Raw genomic sequence first — 17,307 nt, 5'->3', positions numbered from 1 at the left:
TTAAACTAACATATTTTGTTTTTGCATACATGCGCTCGAAAAGCGGAGTTATAGAGATATAAGAGAAAAAGCGCACCTACGAAACATATGCAGGTGCGCCTAAAATGTAAACTCAAACAGCACGAGCACCTTTATGTTTGCTCATACACGAGTGTCTGTATACGTGCTTATTTATGCCTGCTTATAAAACGCTTCCATATCCTTGGAAAGCTGCGCAAGCGTTGGAGCATCGGTATATGCCATGTGACCACAGTTATACAGATGCCACTCAAGTTTCTCTTTTAATTCGGGAGAAAGGAACTGGCAGGAAATGTCGTGAAGAACATTCCAATAGGTAGTTGCCGCATCGTAGCGACCGCCTAATATGCATACTTTCATGCAAGGATTTCTACGCATGGCAACGCTTATGTCGTATGCAACGTTAGCAGACATGCTTGAACCATCTTTGCCCGGTGTGGTATGTTCCCATTTCCAGTTAACGCCTACGCGATCATAGTTCATAGACATATACGGAGTCTTAAATGAATATCCTAAGGTATTATGACAAAAGTCTCTAAATGCACTTGTCCAGCTTGCCTCAACTGCATCATCAGCAGGATCTTGCGACGCAAACCAAGAACTACTCGACTGAACAGCAACAGGAGCATCACTTGAATAACGCATGTCCAAACGACCTACCACGCGTCCTTGTTCATACAAAAGGTTACGACGGAAATCGTCGAGCGTAATACGTAAATGACAAGCGCGAATATGAGCCTCGGGTAACCCAATAAAGTGACTCATCTCTTGTGCAACGCGCTCTTCTTCGTTGACATCAAGACGATCCCCTTGTAAAAGCGCAGGTGCAAGCGTTTTATCGGTCCATGCAAGCGCTTTATCAAACCAAGATTCAATAGTTTCTTGTGCACCTGCTTTACCAAAGAAGTGAGCAGTTGCGGCCATAGTTGGGAGCATGCCTAAATGATAAAGGTCACTACCCTCTTCTACCTGGGCAAAGTCAAAAATAGCAGACAACATGGTCACACCTGCAACTTTGATGTCTTTTTCACCCAAAAGGCGCATCAAAACTGCATTTCTGGTAGTTCCGTAAGACTCACCAAACAGATAAACAGGGCTCAACCAGCGGTTATGTTCCTCAAGCCAGGTGGTAATTGCGCGACAAAATGCGTCAGCGTCGCCATCAACACCAAAAATAGACGAAGTGTCTGCACCTTCGGCAACAGTTGACCAACCAGTGCCCAATGCATCTAAAAATACCAAATCGGTTGAACGCAAAAGAGTATATGGGTTATCTTCAACTTCAATAGGAGTACCCAGATGTTTAACACCATTTGATACTACACGACGAGGACCTAAGCCACCAAAATTGATAGGAACCGAAGCGCATCCAGGACCGCCGTTAAAAGCAAAGGTAACAGGACGTGTGCTTTGCGTTTTTCCATTTTCGTCCAAAGCAAGATAGGACATGGAAAACATATTACCAATAAGCGCTCCTGTATCAGAACGTACATCCACATGAGATGCCTGCGCTTGATAACTGATCATTTCTCCTGATGTTTCGTGTGATCCACGCCATACAAGGTTTGTGGACGCAGCCTTGGGCAAATCAATTCGTGTTTGCGCAGGAACAGTAATAAAGGCGTCCTTTATTTTTGAAGCACGACTTGAACTTTGTGGCTGAATATTTTGCGCACCAGCAATGCCATCTTGTAATGATTGTGGTGTTGTATCACTCATAGAAATCTCCTTACTTGCATAACTTTTTAAATCAGATAGGATTACATATATATTTGTATGTTCCCCTATTATACGGGTTAACCTACAAATTTTTAGGTGAAAATGGATAAAGAAATTAGGTGTTCATGTTTACATCGTCTTCTGGCGCATCTGGTGGCAATATGCAGTCGATACAAAATGCAAACGTCACAGGTCGCATAGGACAAACGGGTCGCATTGCGGCAACAGCGCGTGCTAAAATGCCGTCTATACCCTTAAGCGCGTCCATGATGCTGGTAACTCTAGGTATTGTATATGGTGACATAGGAACAAGTCCCATGTATACGCTTAAAGCCATTATGACAGGCAACGGCGGACTTATGACTATGAAAGAAGATGTTGTATTAGGAGCTCTTTCACTTATTATTTGGACGCTTACCCTTATTACAACCGTAAAATATGTATTTGTAGCAATGAGCGCCGACAACCACAATGAAGGTGGTATTTTTGCGCTGTACTCACTTGTCAAGCGTTTTGGAAAATGGCTTATTATCCCTGCTATGATAGGCGGAGCTGCACTACTTGCAGACGGTATTTTAACACCTGCCGTAACAGTTACCACCGCCATCGAGGGTCTGCGAACCATTCCTTTTATACGCGTGCTTATGGGTGGACGCCAAAGCGTGGTTGTAATTATTACCATCACTATTATTTGTCTTTTGTTCTTTGTACAACGATCAGGAACATCTTCGATTGGTAAGGCTTTTGGCCCTATCATGACCGTATGGTTTCTCTACTTAGGCATTTCAGGTCTTCTCAATTTATGCGCCGATCTCAATGTTTTGCGCGCGCTTAATCCCATACGTGGAATTGTATTTTTGTTTAATGGCCAGATAAATGCTGCTGGTTTAATGGTGCTTGGTAACGTGTTTCTTTGTACCACAGGTGCAGAAGCACTTTATAGTGATATGGGCCATGTTGGTAAGGTCAATATTTTTGCAACGTGGCCTTTTGTTAAGACCTGCCTTATCCTTAACTATTTAGGACAAGGTGCATGGATACTTGTGCATAACTCATCATTAGGGCTTGCAAGCATGGACGACTTAAATCCGTTTTTTCAGATGATCGATCCAAATTATCGCGTATTTGCAGTTATACTTTCAACTCTTGCCGCTATTATTGCATCTCAAGCACTTATTACTGGCTCGTATTCCATTATTTCCGAAGCAATTCACTTAGACCTCATGCCACATATGAAAATAAATTATCCATCGCTTAATAAAGGTCAAATCTATATCCCGCTTGTTAACAATACCATGTGGCTTGCATGCATACTTGTTGTGCTTATCTTCCAAACCTCCAATCATATGGAAGCTGCCTATGGTTTGGCTATCACCGCAACCATGTTAATGACCACCATTTTGTTGTACACCTACTTAACTTCAATTAAACGTAACAAACCCGCAGCTATTATCTTTGGTCTGTTCTTTGGTGCAATTGAGCTGATGTTTTTCTTCTCATCGCTCACCAAGTTTTTCCATGGTGGATATTTTACCGTGCTTATGGCAGCAGCAATGTTTGCCATTATGTATATATGGAGGCGCGCAACAGCAGTAGAACATACACAAACCGTCTATTTACCCATCGTTAAATATATCGATCAGCTGCGCCGTCTTAAACGCGACCGTGAATTCCCCTTTACCGCTGACAACATTGTCTTTTTATCAAATGACTCATCTCAAGACCGTCTTGACCGTGACATTTTATACTCAATTTTGGATAAGCGTCCAAAACGTGCAAAAGCATACTGGTTTGTAAATATTAAAGTTACCAATGAACCATACACTCACGAATATTTGGTAGAAAACTTTGGTACCAACTTTATTTTTAAAGTACAGCTCCGTCTTGGATTTAGAGTAAACCAGCGAATTAATACCTATCTGTATCAAATTGTTTCCGATATGGTAGATGCGCGAATTCTGCACCCTCAGCATCACAAGTATTCAATTTATCGAGAAAATAGCAATGTTGGCGACTTTAGATTCTGCATGCTGCGTAAGGTTTTGTCGCCCGAAACCAATATCTCTGGTCTTAATCGCGTGGTAATTGAAGCTAAGTATATTATTCGTAGACTTTGCGGATCGCCTGTCAAATGGTATGGCCTTGAAAACTCAAGCATTATTTTTGAGTATGTACCACTCTTTACACGAGCAAAACAGCAGCACCGCCTTACACGCATTATGAAACCACTTCACGTAAACCCCTCTCCTGAACAAACAGGAGTTATGCACATAGACGACAGTGATGAAGATATCTTTTCTGCCAGCGTTAAACACGAACTTGCAGATTCGTATGAGTCGGTTGAACACTCACTTATTGGTGGAGATACAGCTAGCTTTAGACCACTTAGACTGGATGATAACGATGATAGTGAAGATGATGAGTATAGCTATCAAGGTGAAGAATTTATAGGCACTGATACGGGCATTTTTGAACCTGAGGCGCAAGACATGCATAATCTGCCGCATGACCACACAACTCATCCTTCTAACACGCGTAATACGCCTAAACACACGCAATAAGTACTCACAGGCTTAATTCATAGTGTTTACCTAAAATGGCTCTTGAGCACTGTTTAGAATACAGTCAAGAGCCATTTATATATGGTTATAAGGTTCAAACTTTGTTGGTTTTCAACGTGTTATTGCTGTTGATACACAAAATTGTCATTTAATAAACAAATAAGAGCCTTCATATAAAACGCGCGCTCATATGAGCGCGCGCAAGACAAGCTAGATAAAGATTCTTCCACAACCAATAGGAGCTCCATGATCATACAAGTGGCTCCAATGTACGTCAGGCGGATAAGCTTCTATGATCCAATCACCGCCACAGTAAATTGCAACATGACCGCGCCAGAATATGAGATCTCCTGGTTGTCTGTCTGCAAGATTAATGCTTTGATACATGCCACTATTGTATAAATTATTAGCATCATGACTATGCCAACCATAAGGACCTGTGGCCCAGTGATCATATGGATTAAATTCGCCCAAATCCATACCACAAGCATATGCACATTGCATGACAAGTCCTACACAATCGGTTCCAACACCTGGAGCACATGCATAATCCCATACATACGGAGTACCTATATATTCTTTAGCACGACTTAGAAAAGCATCAATACACTCTTGTCTTGAGGCATTCACGCCAATACGCGAAGGCGTCATATAGTTAAATGGATACGGAGCTCCCCACACCGAAGGTACATTCCACGATGATACACGGAAATAACCTGCAGGATTTTGATAACCCACTTTATCGCAACGACCATTAGAATCAAAGCGATATACATATCCATCAATAGTTTTATCACAACTTGCAAGCATGGCGCCGTTTGACTCAAGGTAAAATACACCCGTTGGATCGGTTAACCAACCAGTTTGCATTTGATAGGTTGTAGGATCAAGATAATAATAAACTCCGTTTACTTTTTGCCAACCAGTGGCACATAAACCAGACGCATCGGCAGCATAATACCATGCGTCATTACTATAAAGCCAGCCAGAGCATGGTGTGCCCAGCTTTGAATATGCGTAGAGCTTACCGTTGATTTCTTCAGTATGATCCAACAAAACATAATCGTCGTTCGCATAAAAATGGAGGTCATTAACCGTAAAAGTACCCTTACGGAGTTTCTTTGAATGAGGATCTACATAAAAGTTCTTACCACACGCAGAAATTAAACCTGTAGGAGTTGATCCATCAGAAGCAATAAATACATCATCTGTAATTTGACCTTGAACTTGGCCATTTCCATCAATAAGGAATTTGCTGTTACCATCGCTTACAATGGTATTGTACAAAAGTCCTGCATCTTGATCTATCCAGTAGAAATGATTATCTACTGCAACTTTTTTAAAGCGTGTGAGTAGATCCTGCGGGTCAAAGAAGAAACGTTTACCGTTAGAAATGGTATACCAGCCCTTAACTAATACTCCATTGCTATCAGTGTGCATCCAGGAATTTTGACTAACTTGAATCCAAGCGTCATACAGAAGTCCTGCATTTTCATCTAACCAGTAGTCTTTATTACCATCGGTTAGTTTACCTGTTACCATCTGGTAGGAGTCTTTATTAAAGTAGAACCATTTACCGTTAGGTGCATGATACCAACCAGTAAGCAGGCAACCATTACCGTCAGTACGAAGCCATTTGCCAGATTCGTCTTTTACCCACTCGTTATAGAGTAATCCATCGTTTTTATCTAACCAAAAGGTATAACCTCTATCGGTTAAGATACCTGTTTTCATAGTATGGTCTTGATTAAAGTAGAACCAGTATCCGCTTTTTGTCTTAAACCAGCCTGTTGCTAAGACACCGTTATCATCGGTGTGAAGCCAATTACCTTTAGCGTCTTGTACCCAAGAGTCATACAGAAGTCCTGCATTTTCATCTAACCAGTAGTCTTTATTATCATCGGTTAGTTTACCTGTTACCATCTGGTAGGAGTCTTTATTAAAGTAGAACCATTTACCGTTAGGTGCATGATACCAACCTTTAACAAGACAACCATTACCATCGGTGTGAAGCCAGTTACCAGATTCGTCTTTTACCCACTCGTTATAGAGTAATCCATCGTTTTTATCTAACCAAAAGGTATAGCCTTTATCGGTTAGGATACCTGTCTTCATAGTATGGTCTTGATTAAAGTAGAACCAGTATCCGCTTTTGGTCTTAAACCAGCCTGTTGCTAAGACTCCATTATCATCGGTGTGTAACCAGTTTCCTTGGCTATCTTGTACCCAGCGGTCATACAGAAGTCCTGCATTTTCATCTAACCAGTAGTCTTTATTACCATCGGTTAGTTTACCTGTTACCATCTGGTAGGAGTCTTTATTAAAGTAGAACCATTTACCGTTAGGCATCCACAGCCAACCACGGGCACAATAACCGTCATTAGTAACATAACGATAACCCTTATCAGTCTTTATCCACGTAGAATACGCTTTGCTACCGTCTTCTAAACGATAATAAAGACCTTTATTGTCACGAACCCATCCTGTCTGAGGAACCTCTTCTGACGTGGGCGCGGTTGACGTATTTGCTTTATGAGGCGCATTTGTATTTGATATGCTTGTCTGTGGAGTATCCGCCTTTGAAGCAGCAAAGACAGATGAAGACAACGAACCAAAAAGTAGACCACTTACAACTGCAGAAAGTGCGAGTCCTCTTATAAGTTGAGCTTTTGAATGGCGCACCCAAAAAGGATGAATACACTGTTTTTTCGTAGAGATCACCTCGAATTTCAACATGACAACACACAAAGCTCTTGTTTATGTATATTGACAAGCAATACTTCATGCTTTACACGATAAACTTACAAAATCCGTGCAAAAGTATACGCTCATCATCAGGTATGTGCTACAGCAAAACTATGGAAAACAGGTAAATTAAAGTCATCGTTTATGCATGCGTTCAAAAGGTAACCTATTGATGATTTGCATTTATAACACACTCGATCAATGTGTTTCTATGCGTCCGCCAAAACGACAGTAAAATCATGGTCATGCCACGAAAACACGCCCTTTCGTAGGTGCGAAATGAACCCACCTTCCATAAGGTGGGTGCTCTCATCGCTTGTTCCAGCTTCCTCAACTGTGAAGGATGCCTGTACTGAACACGAAATATGAGCTCCCTCAAAACGCTTGTCGGTTCACCCAGTTGTACTACGAAAGGACGCTACTATTACTATAGCGAATTTTTTCACTATAAAATAGACTTGAATAGAAAGTCATTATCGTTCAAACTTAAGATATATGTAACTATTGGCCAACAACGTTGATTTACCTCGTGTCTGCAAGAACGCAGGGTAAGATAAGGAGAAAGTTTTATGCTCACAAATCTTATAGATTATAGCGTGAGCAATTTTACCCACCTTGATCCCGCATTTTCTACTTTAGGTTATCACCCTAATTTACAAGCACTTGGTATATCTTGTTTTAAGGATCTACCTATATCTACATCTTCTTTAGGATTTCTAAACATCCTACCTGTACTTGGATCAATAGTATCTCCATTTACGCTTATGTGTTCTCTTTGCTTATTTTTTATAGCATTCGTAACTGTTTTGGCACTTACACCACTTGCCAAAATAATCGCCCACAAACTTGGAGCTATTGACTACCCCGGAAAACGCCGCGTGAATAAAAAGCCCATTCCCCGCATGGGTGGTGTTGCCGTTTTTACGGGAATTTTCTTAACGCTGCTTATTCATTACTTAGGTATTCTAGCTCATCTTTGGCCAAGCGTATTTTTACCCAGTGAAGTATTTCAATACATTAACTACCCACTTATTATGCTTGGTATGATCTGCATTTTTATTACTGGTGTTCTTGATGATATTTATCATTTAACGCCACTTCAAAAACTCATTGGTCAAATTATCTCGGCTGCATGTGCGGTATGCGGCGGACTTGTTATTGGCGTGATTGTTAATCCATTAAGCTCATCCGCGCTCTATTTGGGCTGGATTGCGTATCCTTTGACAATTCTTTACTTAGTTGCATACGTTAATATTTTTAACCTCATCGATGGCCTTGATGGTCTGGCAACAGGACTTGCCTTTATTGTAAGTGCAACTATGTTCGTACTCTCGATTATGGCACATAGGCTTGATGCTGCGTTTTTGGCAATTGCACTGTGTGGATCAACGCTAGGTTTTCTAAAATATAATTTTAATCCCGCTTCAATCTTTTTAGGCGATTCAGGATCTTTGTTAATTGGCTTTACTTTAGGCGTTATTTCGCTTTTATCGGTAACACGTGTAGCAGGTCTTACTACCATTATGGTGCCACTTATTATTTCGGGCATTCCTATTATCGATACGTTTTCGGCTATTATTAGAAGAAAACGTGCACATATCAGTATTAGTCAAGCTGATCAAGGGCACATTCATCATCGTCTTATTTCTGAAGGATTCAATCAAAAACAAGCAGTTCTTATTATGTATGCGTGGACAGCATTTTTGTGCTGTGGAACCTATCTTATGACGCAAGTTGAGGTAGTGCCACGTATCTGCATTTTTATCGTACTTTTTGCACTTTCGCTAGTGTTTACGCTTAAATTGCATTTATTTGAGCCTGTACTTTTTCACCATACCAATCCTACTACTGGAAAAGACGAACTTGTTTCGCCCAAAGATCCCGAATTTAAGCTTGAAGAAGAAAAGTTTGAACAACACCACCACAGTCACAATCTTAAACGCTTGTAACACCATGGATATACACATTAACATGCAGTATGCATATTAGAAACTTATGCCTTATGCATTAAAAGAATCACAGACGTCGCGCAAATACACGGCATTACAGGCGATACATATAGGTAAATACATCTTCACGCTGCATGGTAATCTGAACGTGCAATGTTTCTCCAAGCTTATCAAGCGACTCTTGAATCTCGGCAAAACTAACGCTAACTTCTGAAAGATCTACAACCATAGTCATCGTAAAAATAGAAGACATAATTGTCTGCGAGATGTCCAAAATATCTGCATTATTGTTAGCAAGGATCGTTGCAACTTTTGCAACGATACCGCAGCGGTTTTTTCCTAAAACGCTTACAACCGCGCGATTATGCGTACTTTGTGCACGATCAAGCGTTGTTTGTGCATCCGATACCGTATGAGATGAATTGTGATCCATAATGACCCTTCCTGTGTGTATTATGGCTTCGATACATAAAATGTTGTGTTAGCGTCAAACGCTAAGAATCAAAAGTTTAATCACTACTATCGTCTTGACTCTGCTCATCTTGCTCTTGTTGCTCTTTTTGCTCTTGAAGAGCGGATAATTGCTTAATGCAGGTACTTACCCATTGGATAGCGTTATCTTGCGGATGTCCTTTAACTTCGGCAAGCTCAAAGCCCTTATCCCATACGGGTGTAAATTGAACGTCTTTTACACCATCATAATGTTTTAGAGCAGCAACCAAATTAAGCTCGGTAGTTAAAGGCGAGGCCTGCTGCATAAGCCCTGTATTGATGCGCCAAAATGGTGCAACCTGCGCTTTGCCAAAGCCCTCACTTGAACCACACAAGTTATAAAGCGGATTGAGCGCATTGATACGAAGCTGCTGCGAAGAACCTAAAGAATCTTTCTTATCAAGATCTTGACGATATGCATCTACAAGCTTGGCATCAAAAGCAGAATCTTTTTTATATGCGTCTTGGTGCTCGGCAAGTAAATGTGCAACATGCGCATCAAAGTGCAAGGTAGATTCGTTATCAACTCCAAAGAGCTGATTGCTTGGCGTAGACTTATCTAGTGCGTCAAAAGCACATACTGCTTTATTGGGAATTTTACAATGCTTTACAAATTCCCATAAATTACTAATAGTGACCGTTCCTTTTGACGAAGAATAGGTAATCCAGCGCGTGTCGCTGTTAAGTGATGCAAGATAACTTGATGGTGTTTCGTACGAGGTTCCCTGTACCTTTGAAACTCCTGTAGAAGTTTTATCAGACGATGTTGGATCCCCCGACAATTTTTGTTTTGACCCATCTTGAGCAGAAGAAGATGATGATTCTGGCTCTTTAGTGGTACTACTGACGCATTTTTCGTTCAAATTACCCGGAAACGCAGGCTCCATCAACCGTGAAGGTGTTTGAACATAAGGGAATTGCGTATGCGTAATAAAATCGGTTGCAGCGTCAGTAAGCGTTTTCATCACATAATTGTAATATGATCCATCACAGTAACTGCCGTCATCTAATTTTGAAAGAAGAAGGCGTTCATTTTGGTTATCACACAGCCCAAGCTCATTCAAGCGAGCTGCATACTCTTGTGCAAGATCTGAAGACAATTGCTTTTTGAACGAATTCGCCTTGCGAGATTCATCCGTTACAAATTGCCCCATCATCCATTCATAGGCACAGTCCCCTAACTCGGCATCAAGCAAAGGACACCACAGCGCACAACCAGCAATTTTATCGGAAATAGTATTTCCTTTACTATCGTGTGTGGCTGCGCCAACTTTTTTGAGATAAGACGTATAGAGGTCGCTATCGCCACTAGAGCCTAAAACAGAGCTTATAGTTGCCCCTGCACCATAAGAAAGTGTAAAAATGTTATCGGTATTAGCAGGTAGAGCAGATGCATTGTAGCGCAAAAATCGAATAGCACTCTTAAGATCAACCACACTCCAAGGCGCTCCCCCAGAGAACATTTCTTTTTTATCGCTTTCAAATCCTGAACTTCTGCCCCTAAAGCCAGCATACACATAAATCATGCCCGCTTGTAAATACCTACGCATGCCTTCGTACTCATAGACATTAGGACAGGCTTGTGGCGTAAAAAAAGCAGAATTAAGTGGCATAACAATAGGAGCAGTTTGAGGCGTATAACCACCTAGCTGCGCGTCATCTCGGGTGGTACATTGCCACGAATCACCTTTTTGTTTTGCAAGAAAATACGTACCAGGTACATAAATAGAAAGCGATCCGTATGTTTTTGACGCAGGATGTAAGCAATACGGAATACCAAGTTGATAAAAACAGTTGTTCACTTTATCAAATTTCCACCCATCGCGTTTGAGCTCCAATGCCTTAAATTCACTCAAGTTGAGCGCAGGCTCAGGCGATTCCGAGGAAGAAGTGTCCTGAGGCTGATCTTCGGTTTGGCCCGTACAACCTGTTGCAAAAAGCAGAGCGCAAGACGCAAGTGATAAAAAAGACTTTCTTGTGATGTTCATACATCCTCCAAGTACCTATCAAAAAACTTCTTATATTATGACTAAAATGTTGGTAAGTTCCCACCACATTCACAAGAAGAAAATATAAAAAGACGTATGTGCAATACACATACGTCAATTACATACTCAATTGCTCGATAAAGTGCTCAAAAAAGCTTAAGCTACAATGCGTGTTCCCGTCTTGCCTAAAAGCCCTTGTTTAGCGCATTCAAGCGAGGTAATGAGGGCTTCACCTGCAGGTGTTTGTTGTACAAAGTTTACGCACGCAGAAATTTTAGGAAGCATAGATCCTGGCGCAAACTGGCCTTCATCGCTATATTGCTTTGCTTGTTCCACGTTTATTACATCTAGGTCTTGCTGATTAGGCTTGTTAAAGTTAATGGCAACTTTTTCGACGGCAGTTAAAATAACTAAACGATCGGCTTTAATATCGTGAGCAAGTAAAGCTGCGGTATTATCTTTATCGATAACTGCTGCAACACCTTTATAACCTGCTTCGGTTTTAACAACAGGTATTCCGCCGCCGCCTGCTGCAATAACTACACACCCACTTTCAACCAGCGATTTAATAGTATCAGTTTCTACAATATAGGTTGGAAGAGGAGATGCAACTACCCATCGCCATCCACGCCCCGAATCCTCAACATAAACGTCGCCCGAGTGTTCCATGCGCTTTTTTGCTTCTGCTTCGCTGTAAAAGGCACCTACCGGCTTAGTAGGATGCTGAAACGCAGGATCTGCAGCATCTACCAGCGTTTGCGTAACTACCGACACTACGGGCTTGTGTATATTTCTGCGAGCAAGTTCGTTGGTCATTGCCTGCTGAAGATGATATCCAATGTAGCCTTGCGACATAGCGCCACACTCTGCAAAGGGAATTTCTGGTCCTACACCATGTTGAGACGCATAATCGGTAGAAACTTTAAGAGCTCCGACCTGAGGACCATTGCCATGTGTTATGACTACGCGGTAACCCTCCTCGATCATATCAACAAGCGATTTTGCCGTATTTTGAATAAGAGCCAGCTGCTGTTGAGGAGTTTTACCTAAAGCGTTTCCTCCTAAAGCAACAACGATGGTTTGTTGTGTATCCATAGTTTCTCCTTGTAGAGCGAACATGCACCTAAAACGTGCCGCACGTGTTCCTTATACCATATCACAGTGTAAGCCTACCATACTTCTTACGCATAAAATAAAAAAGTTATTGTATAAATTTGTTGAGATGCAAAAATTATCGGTAAATGGTCTTATGCTTTTGTATTCTAGTAATCAAAGCTGTCTGTATTTTTTTATTGCATACAATTTATTGTATTTTTTTATCATTTAATACATATACTACGCGCAATTTAAGTGAAAATCGCTCGTAATAGTCATTCTTTTGTATAGAAAAAATAAAATGAGATAATAAGCGTCATAACAGCACATACAACAAAACCATAACAACAACTCCATAAATCACTCGGATGAAATTTCCTATGATTTCTGCATATTTATACCATTTACCACTTACTTTTATCCGTTAACCAAATTTAACATGAACGAATTTAAAAATGTGATATGTACTTCTACTTTACTCATACCCTCTATGTTAAAAGTGCGTTAAACTAAAGGTGCCTAAATATTTTGTGCACACGTAGTACAGGTGCACATAATCTTAATACAGCCTTTAGTAAAAGGAGTTGCCATGAAAGTACTTGTTTTTGGAACCATGAGCTACGATAAGGATTCATTCAACAAAGAGTTGCCTGATTTTCCTCATGTAACACTTGAATATACCGATGTAGAACTCACTCCAACAACTGCAGCATTGGCAAAAGGTTATGACGCCGTATGTGCATTTGTAAACTCTAACGTATCAGCAATGACTTTGGAAGTACTCAAAGGCTTGGGTATTGAGCTTGTTCTTATGAGATGCGCAGGATTTGACGCGGTAAACGTTAAAACAGCTCAAGAAATTGGTATGAAAGTTACCCGCGTTCCTGCATATTCACCCGAGGCAATCGCTGAACACGCAATGGCTTTGGCATTGGCAGCTAATCGTCACATTTGCAAAGGTTACAATCGTATTCGTGAAAATAACTTCTCGCTTACTGGCCTGGTTGGTGATACCTTACACGGAAAAACTGCTGGTATCGTAGACTGTGGTCGTATTGGTGCTGCACTATGCCGCATTTGTAAAGGTTTTGGTATGACCGTTTTGGGTTACGATTTGTATCCTAATCAAAAATTGGTAGACGAAGAGCACTGTGTTGATAGATTTGTTTCTCTAGACGAGCTCTATGCAGAATCTAATCTTATCAGCCTGCATGCCTTCTTAAATGAAGAAAGCTACCGCATGATTAACGACAAAGCAATTGCCAAGATGAAACCTGGTGTTATCTTTGTAAACACTGGTCGCGGTGGTTTAGTTGATACACAAGCTTTAATTCGTGGTATCATTTCTGGAAAAATTGGTGCAGCAGGTTTGGACGTTTATGAAGAAGAAGGTCCAAATGTCTATCAAGATCGTACCAGTGAAGTCTTTGAATCTGTTACCACCCAACTGTGTGCATTCCCCAATGTTGTTATGTCGTCTCACCAGGCATACTTTACACACGAAGCGCTTAGCCAAATTGCGCGCGTTACCCTTGAAAATGCTGAACGTTATGCAGAAGGTAAAGAGTTTATAGAACGTAGCGTTGTATGCTAGATTTTTTTGCTACAACAACTATAATGCTAGCGGATAGAAACAATACATGTGAAAGGATATAGATGAAAAGAACAAAAATCATCTGCACCATGGGTCCTGCAACTGAAGATGATAACGTCTTACGCGAAATTATTAAAAGCGGCATGAATGTTGCTCGTTTTAACTTTAGCCACGGATCTCATGAGTATCACCGCACAAATATCGAGCGTGTACGCCGTATTTCTCAAGAACTCGGTATTCCTGTAGCTATTATGCTTGACACCAAAGGCCCAGAAATCCGTACGGGTGAACTTGAAAACCACGAAAAAGTTGTTTTAACAACAGGTGAAAAAACCATCGTTACCACTGATGACGGTGTTATTGGAAACAAGGATCGTTTCTCACTTGACTACAAGCGTCTTCCTCAAGAAGTAGAAAAAGGCTCCATCATTCTTATTGATGACGGCTTAATTGAGTTAACTGTTGACCATGTTGAAGGTACCGATATGTACTGCAACATTGACAACGGTGGTGAGCTTGGTGAGCGCAAGGGTGTAAACGTACCTAACGTTGAAGTTGGTCTTCCTTCTGTTACCGAGCAAGATAAAAAAGACATCCTCTTTGGTTGCGAGCTTGGAATAGACGCTATCGCCGCTTCATTCATCCGCAACGGTGCTGCTGTAGACGAAATCCGCCAACTCTGCTTTAGCCAAGGTCAACGTCACATTGATATCTTCCCCAAGATTGAATGCGCACTTGGTGTAAAGAACTTTGACGAGATTCTTGAGCACTCCGATGGTATTATGGTTGCTCGTGGTGACTTGGGTGTAGAAATTCCACCTGCAAAGGTTCCTCACATTCAAAAGAGCATTATTAGCAAATGCGCTTCGGTATATAAGCCTGTTATTACCGCAACTCAAATGCTTGATTCTATGATCAGAAATCCTCGCCCAACACGTGCAGAAGTAACAGACGTTGCCAACGCAATTTACGATGGTACCGACTGTGTTATGCTCTCAGGCGAGTCTGCAGCAGGTAAATATCCTGTTGAGGCTGTAAAGATGATGGCAACTGTTTGCAAAGAAACCGAGAAGTACTTAGCAGAGCGTGGTATTTATCACGATTCAGGTGACGAAGTTAACGCAGCAATTGGTTTGGCAGCTGTTGAGTGTGCCAATCGTGTTCATGCACATTGCATTATTTGCCCAACTCACTCGGGTCGTACCGCACGTCTGATCTCAAACTTCCGTCCTAATTTGCCTATTATTGCAATGTCTCCTTCAAACCACGCAATCAGAAAGACCTGCTTCTACTGGGGTGTTACTTCTTATAAGACACCTGAGCAAGGCTCACTTTCTGCTACTTGCTATAACGCTTTGCGCGAGGCAAAAGATCACGGTTGCGTAAACAAAGGTGATCTGGTTGTTATCACCGCTGGTGACCCACAAACTTCACCTTCTCAAGGCGACTACATCACCTCAACTAACATGACTATGGTTGCTCAAATTCAATAAGCACCAACGTCTTACATGTTAAGAAACCCCCTCTATATCTGCTGATGTAGAGGGGGTTATTTTTGTAGACACCTAGTGGTTATGTAGTATAAGCTCTTCCGCGATTATAAAAGTACCGAGATTGGCAGCCGAGCGCAGACCATACAAAGCTTTGTTATGTTACCTGTTGGTGCGCTGCGTTTCGTTTGAAATAACACACCTGTTAGCAGGAAGCCACACGCTTCCCCACTCAAAGGGTACGCCATTATCAAGGCGTACAAGCTGGTCTATTTCAAGTGCAGGCGCATGTTCATCAGAATCCAAATAGGCGCCGCGTTTTTTTCCTACAACGCGCGCATTGTACACAAGCTCAGAACGGCCAATTTTTCGGCCACTGGTTTTTTCCACCTGATAAAATAAGGTATGCTCGGTAAAATCCTCGTTTTCAAGACCAGGACACACGCTAATATTAACATGACTTTCTAAAAACATAACAGGGCGCGCCCGTACATAACGGACACGGCATAAAAACAAATAAGGATCTCCTACATCAATTTGTAAATTCTCGGCACACACAACATCGGCTGGGCGCACTTCGCGCGTAACAACACAGGTTGTATAATCAACGCCTAAATCGGTCATAGATTCGCCAAACGACAACAACTTATTAGAGGTAGGACTTGCCATAACCGGCTGTACAACAAAAGTGCCACGTCCGCGTTGCTGAACTAATAAACCCTCGTCTACCAGCTGTCTAATACCTTTTTGCACGGTTCCACGCGATAAATCGAGCATGGCCATCAATTCGTGTTCAGAAGGGATGGGCTCGTCTACACCCCATTCTTTGGAATAAATCTTTTCACGCACATAGTCTGAAACCTGCGCATAAAATAAATCACCTGTAGATTTTTCAAACTTTGGCATGAAAAGACCTTTCTTTACGAATAGCGCTTGTGGGCATACTCCAGTAATTTTTGTTCCATTAAATGATCCACACGCTCAAATGTTGTATCAAAAAATTCTTGATTCAACATTACGTAGTGCGGATGTCCATAGATATGCTCGCGCTTATTGGAAGCAACGATCTCATCAACTACTTCACAAGCACGCCTCACATCATCTATGTCTATTTCATACTGCTTAAATGCACGGCATTGCTGTATAAGCGCCTGCGCAAGCTCTATATGAATATCAATATCCATTGTTTTACCAAATAAGTCAAGATCACCTTGTTTGCCAATACGGGCACGCTCACCTCGCGGAATATGATGTTCGGCTAAAAATACGCGTGTTGCAGCGTTGTAGGTATGATCTGCCATAAGGTGGCACCACGCACCTAAAAGCACGTCTTGTGGGTGTTCATGGGTATATAAAGCCTTGTCATGAGGCACAAACTCCGTTTCAAAACGATCATAATCGGGAAGCGGCACCTGACTTGGATCAGCAAAATGCGTTTTCATATACGCAATCTTTTTGGTAAGTGGCTTAACCATGTAGCCAACGTATAAATCGGGCAACAAGCAACCAAAGACAAACGCCTGCTCGTTATGAATACCCAGATCCTGTTTAGGATGTTTGTTCAACACGCGCAGGGCATGCGCTATATGAACGTTCCAGCTTGGCATAAAGACCTTCTTAGAGTTTTAGATCGCATAAATCTCGTGTGCGCTTTAA

Annotated in this window: 11 protein-coding genes; 4 read left to right on the top strand and 7 right to left on the bottom strand. The window is 41.5% G+C overall.

The window, feature by feature from the left end; translation table 11 throughout:
- Positions 1–171: 171 nt before the first annotated feature.
- Entirely contained in the window at positions 172–1,737 is a 1,566-nt protein-coding gene (locus tag HMPREF0091_RS04665) for a S10 family peptidase (RefSeq protein ID WP_006303138.1), read from the bottom strand.
- 125 nt (positions 1,738–1,862) lie between these two features.
- Here HMPREF0091_RS04665 and HMPREF0091_RS04660 point away from each other — a divergent pair, with 125 nt between their 5' ends.
- Complete coding sequence (locus tag HMPREF0091_RS04660) at positions 1,863–4,298, top strand: KUP/HAK/KT family potassium transporter (RefSeq protein ID WP_006303137.1); 2,436 nt, start codon at positions 1,863–1,865, stop codon at positions 4,296–4,298.
- Between the two features lie 210 nt (positions 4,299–4,508).
- Here the strand turns inward: HMPREF0091_RS04660 and HMPREF0091_RS04655 are convergent, their stop codons facing one another.
- Entirely contained in the window at positions 4,509–7,034 is a 2,526-nt protein-coding gene (locus HMPREF0091_RS04655) for an NlpC/P60 family protein (protein WP_010242065.1), read from the bottom strand.
- Between the two features lie 578 nt (positions 7,035–7,612).
- Between HMPREF0091_RS04655 and HMPREF0091_RS04650 the strand changes: the two genes are divergently transcribed.
- The gene (locus tag HMPREF0091_RS04650; RefSeq protein ID WP_006303135.1) at positions 7,613–8,992 is read left to right on the top strand and encodes a glycosyltransferase family 4 protein; all 1,380 of its coding nucleotides are present in this window, start codon (positions 7,613–7,615) and stop codon (positions 8,990–8,992) included.
- A gap of 94 nt (positions 8,993–9,086) precedes the next feature.
- Here HMPREF0091_RS04650 and HMPREF0091_RS04645 read toward each other — a convergent pair whose 3' ends face one another.
- The 3 genes from HMPREF0091_RS04645 to arcC form a co-directional block, all read right to left on the bottom strand.
- Positions 9,087–9,425 (bottom strand): ACT domain-containing protein, encoded by a 339-nt coding sequence (locus HMPREF0091_RS04645; RefSeq protein ID WP_006303134.1) that lies wholly within the window; start codon positions 9,423–9,425, stop codon positions 9,087–9,089.
- A 76-nt stretch (positions 9,426–9,501) separates the two neighbouring features.
- Positions 9,502–11,472 (bottom strand): subtype A tannase, encoded by a 1,971-nt coding sequence (locus tag HMPREF0091_RS04640; RefSeq protein WP_006303133.1) that lies wholly within the window; start codon positions 11,470–11,472, stop codon positions 9,502–9,504.
- Between the two features lie 156 nt (positions 11,473–11,628).
- Complete coding sequence (arcC, locus tag HMPREF0091_RS04635; RefSeq protein WP_006303132.1) at positions 11,629–12,567, bottom strand: carbamate kinase; 939 nt, start codon at positions 12,565–12,567, stop codon at positions 11,629–11,631.
- A gap of 589 nt (positions 12,568–13,156) precedes the next feature.
- Between arcC and HMPREF0091_RS04625 the strand changes: the two genes are divergently transcribed.
- Both HMPREF0091_RS04625 and pyk read left to right on the top strand, forming a co-directional pair.
- Complete coding sequence (locus tag HMPREF0091_RS04625; protein ID WP_035434623.1) at positions 13,157–14,161, top strand: 2-hydroxyacid dehydrogenase; 1,005 nt, start codon at positions 13,157–13,159, stop codon at positions 14,159–14,161.
- Positions 14,162–14,223: 62 nt separating this feature from the next.
- On the top strand, positions 14,224–15,654 hold the full coding sequence (pyk, locus tag HMPREF0091_RS04620; RefSeq protein ID WP_006303129.1) for a pyruvate kinase: 1,431 nt from the start codon (positions 14,224–14,226) through the stop codon (positions 15,652–15,654).
- A 159-nt stretch (positions 15,655–15,813) separates the two neighbouring features.
- Here the strand turns inward: pyk and HMPREF0091_RS04615 are convergent, their stop codons facing one another.
- Both HMPREF0091_RS04615 and HMPREF0091_RS04610 read right to left on the bottom strand, forming a co-directional pair.
- The gene (locus HMPREF0091_RS04615; RefSeq protein WP_006303128.1) at positions 15,814–16,557 is read right to left on the bottom strand and encodes a GntR family transcriptional regulator; all 744 of its coding nucleotides are present in this window, start codon (positions 16,555–16,557) and stop codon (positions 15,814–15,816) included.
- Positions 16,558–16,571: 14 nt separating this feature from the next.
- Complete coding sequence (locus tag HMPREF0091_RS04610) at positions 16,572–17,258, bottom strand: YjbQ family protein (protein ID WP_006303127.1); 687 nt, start codon at positions 17,256–17,258, stop codon at positions 16,572–16,574.
- Between the last annotated feature and the right edge of the window lie 49 nt (positions 17,259–17,307).

Origin of the sequence: Fannyhessea vaginae DSM 15829, from assembly GCF_000159235.2 — a bacterium.
In the GTDB taxonomy this organism is placed as follows: domain Bacteria; phylum Actinomycetota; class Coriobacteriia; order Coriobacteriales; family Atopobiaceae; genus Fannyhessea; species Fannyhessea vaginae.
This window is presented reverse-complemented; position numbering and strand designations above follow the sequence as displayed.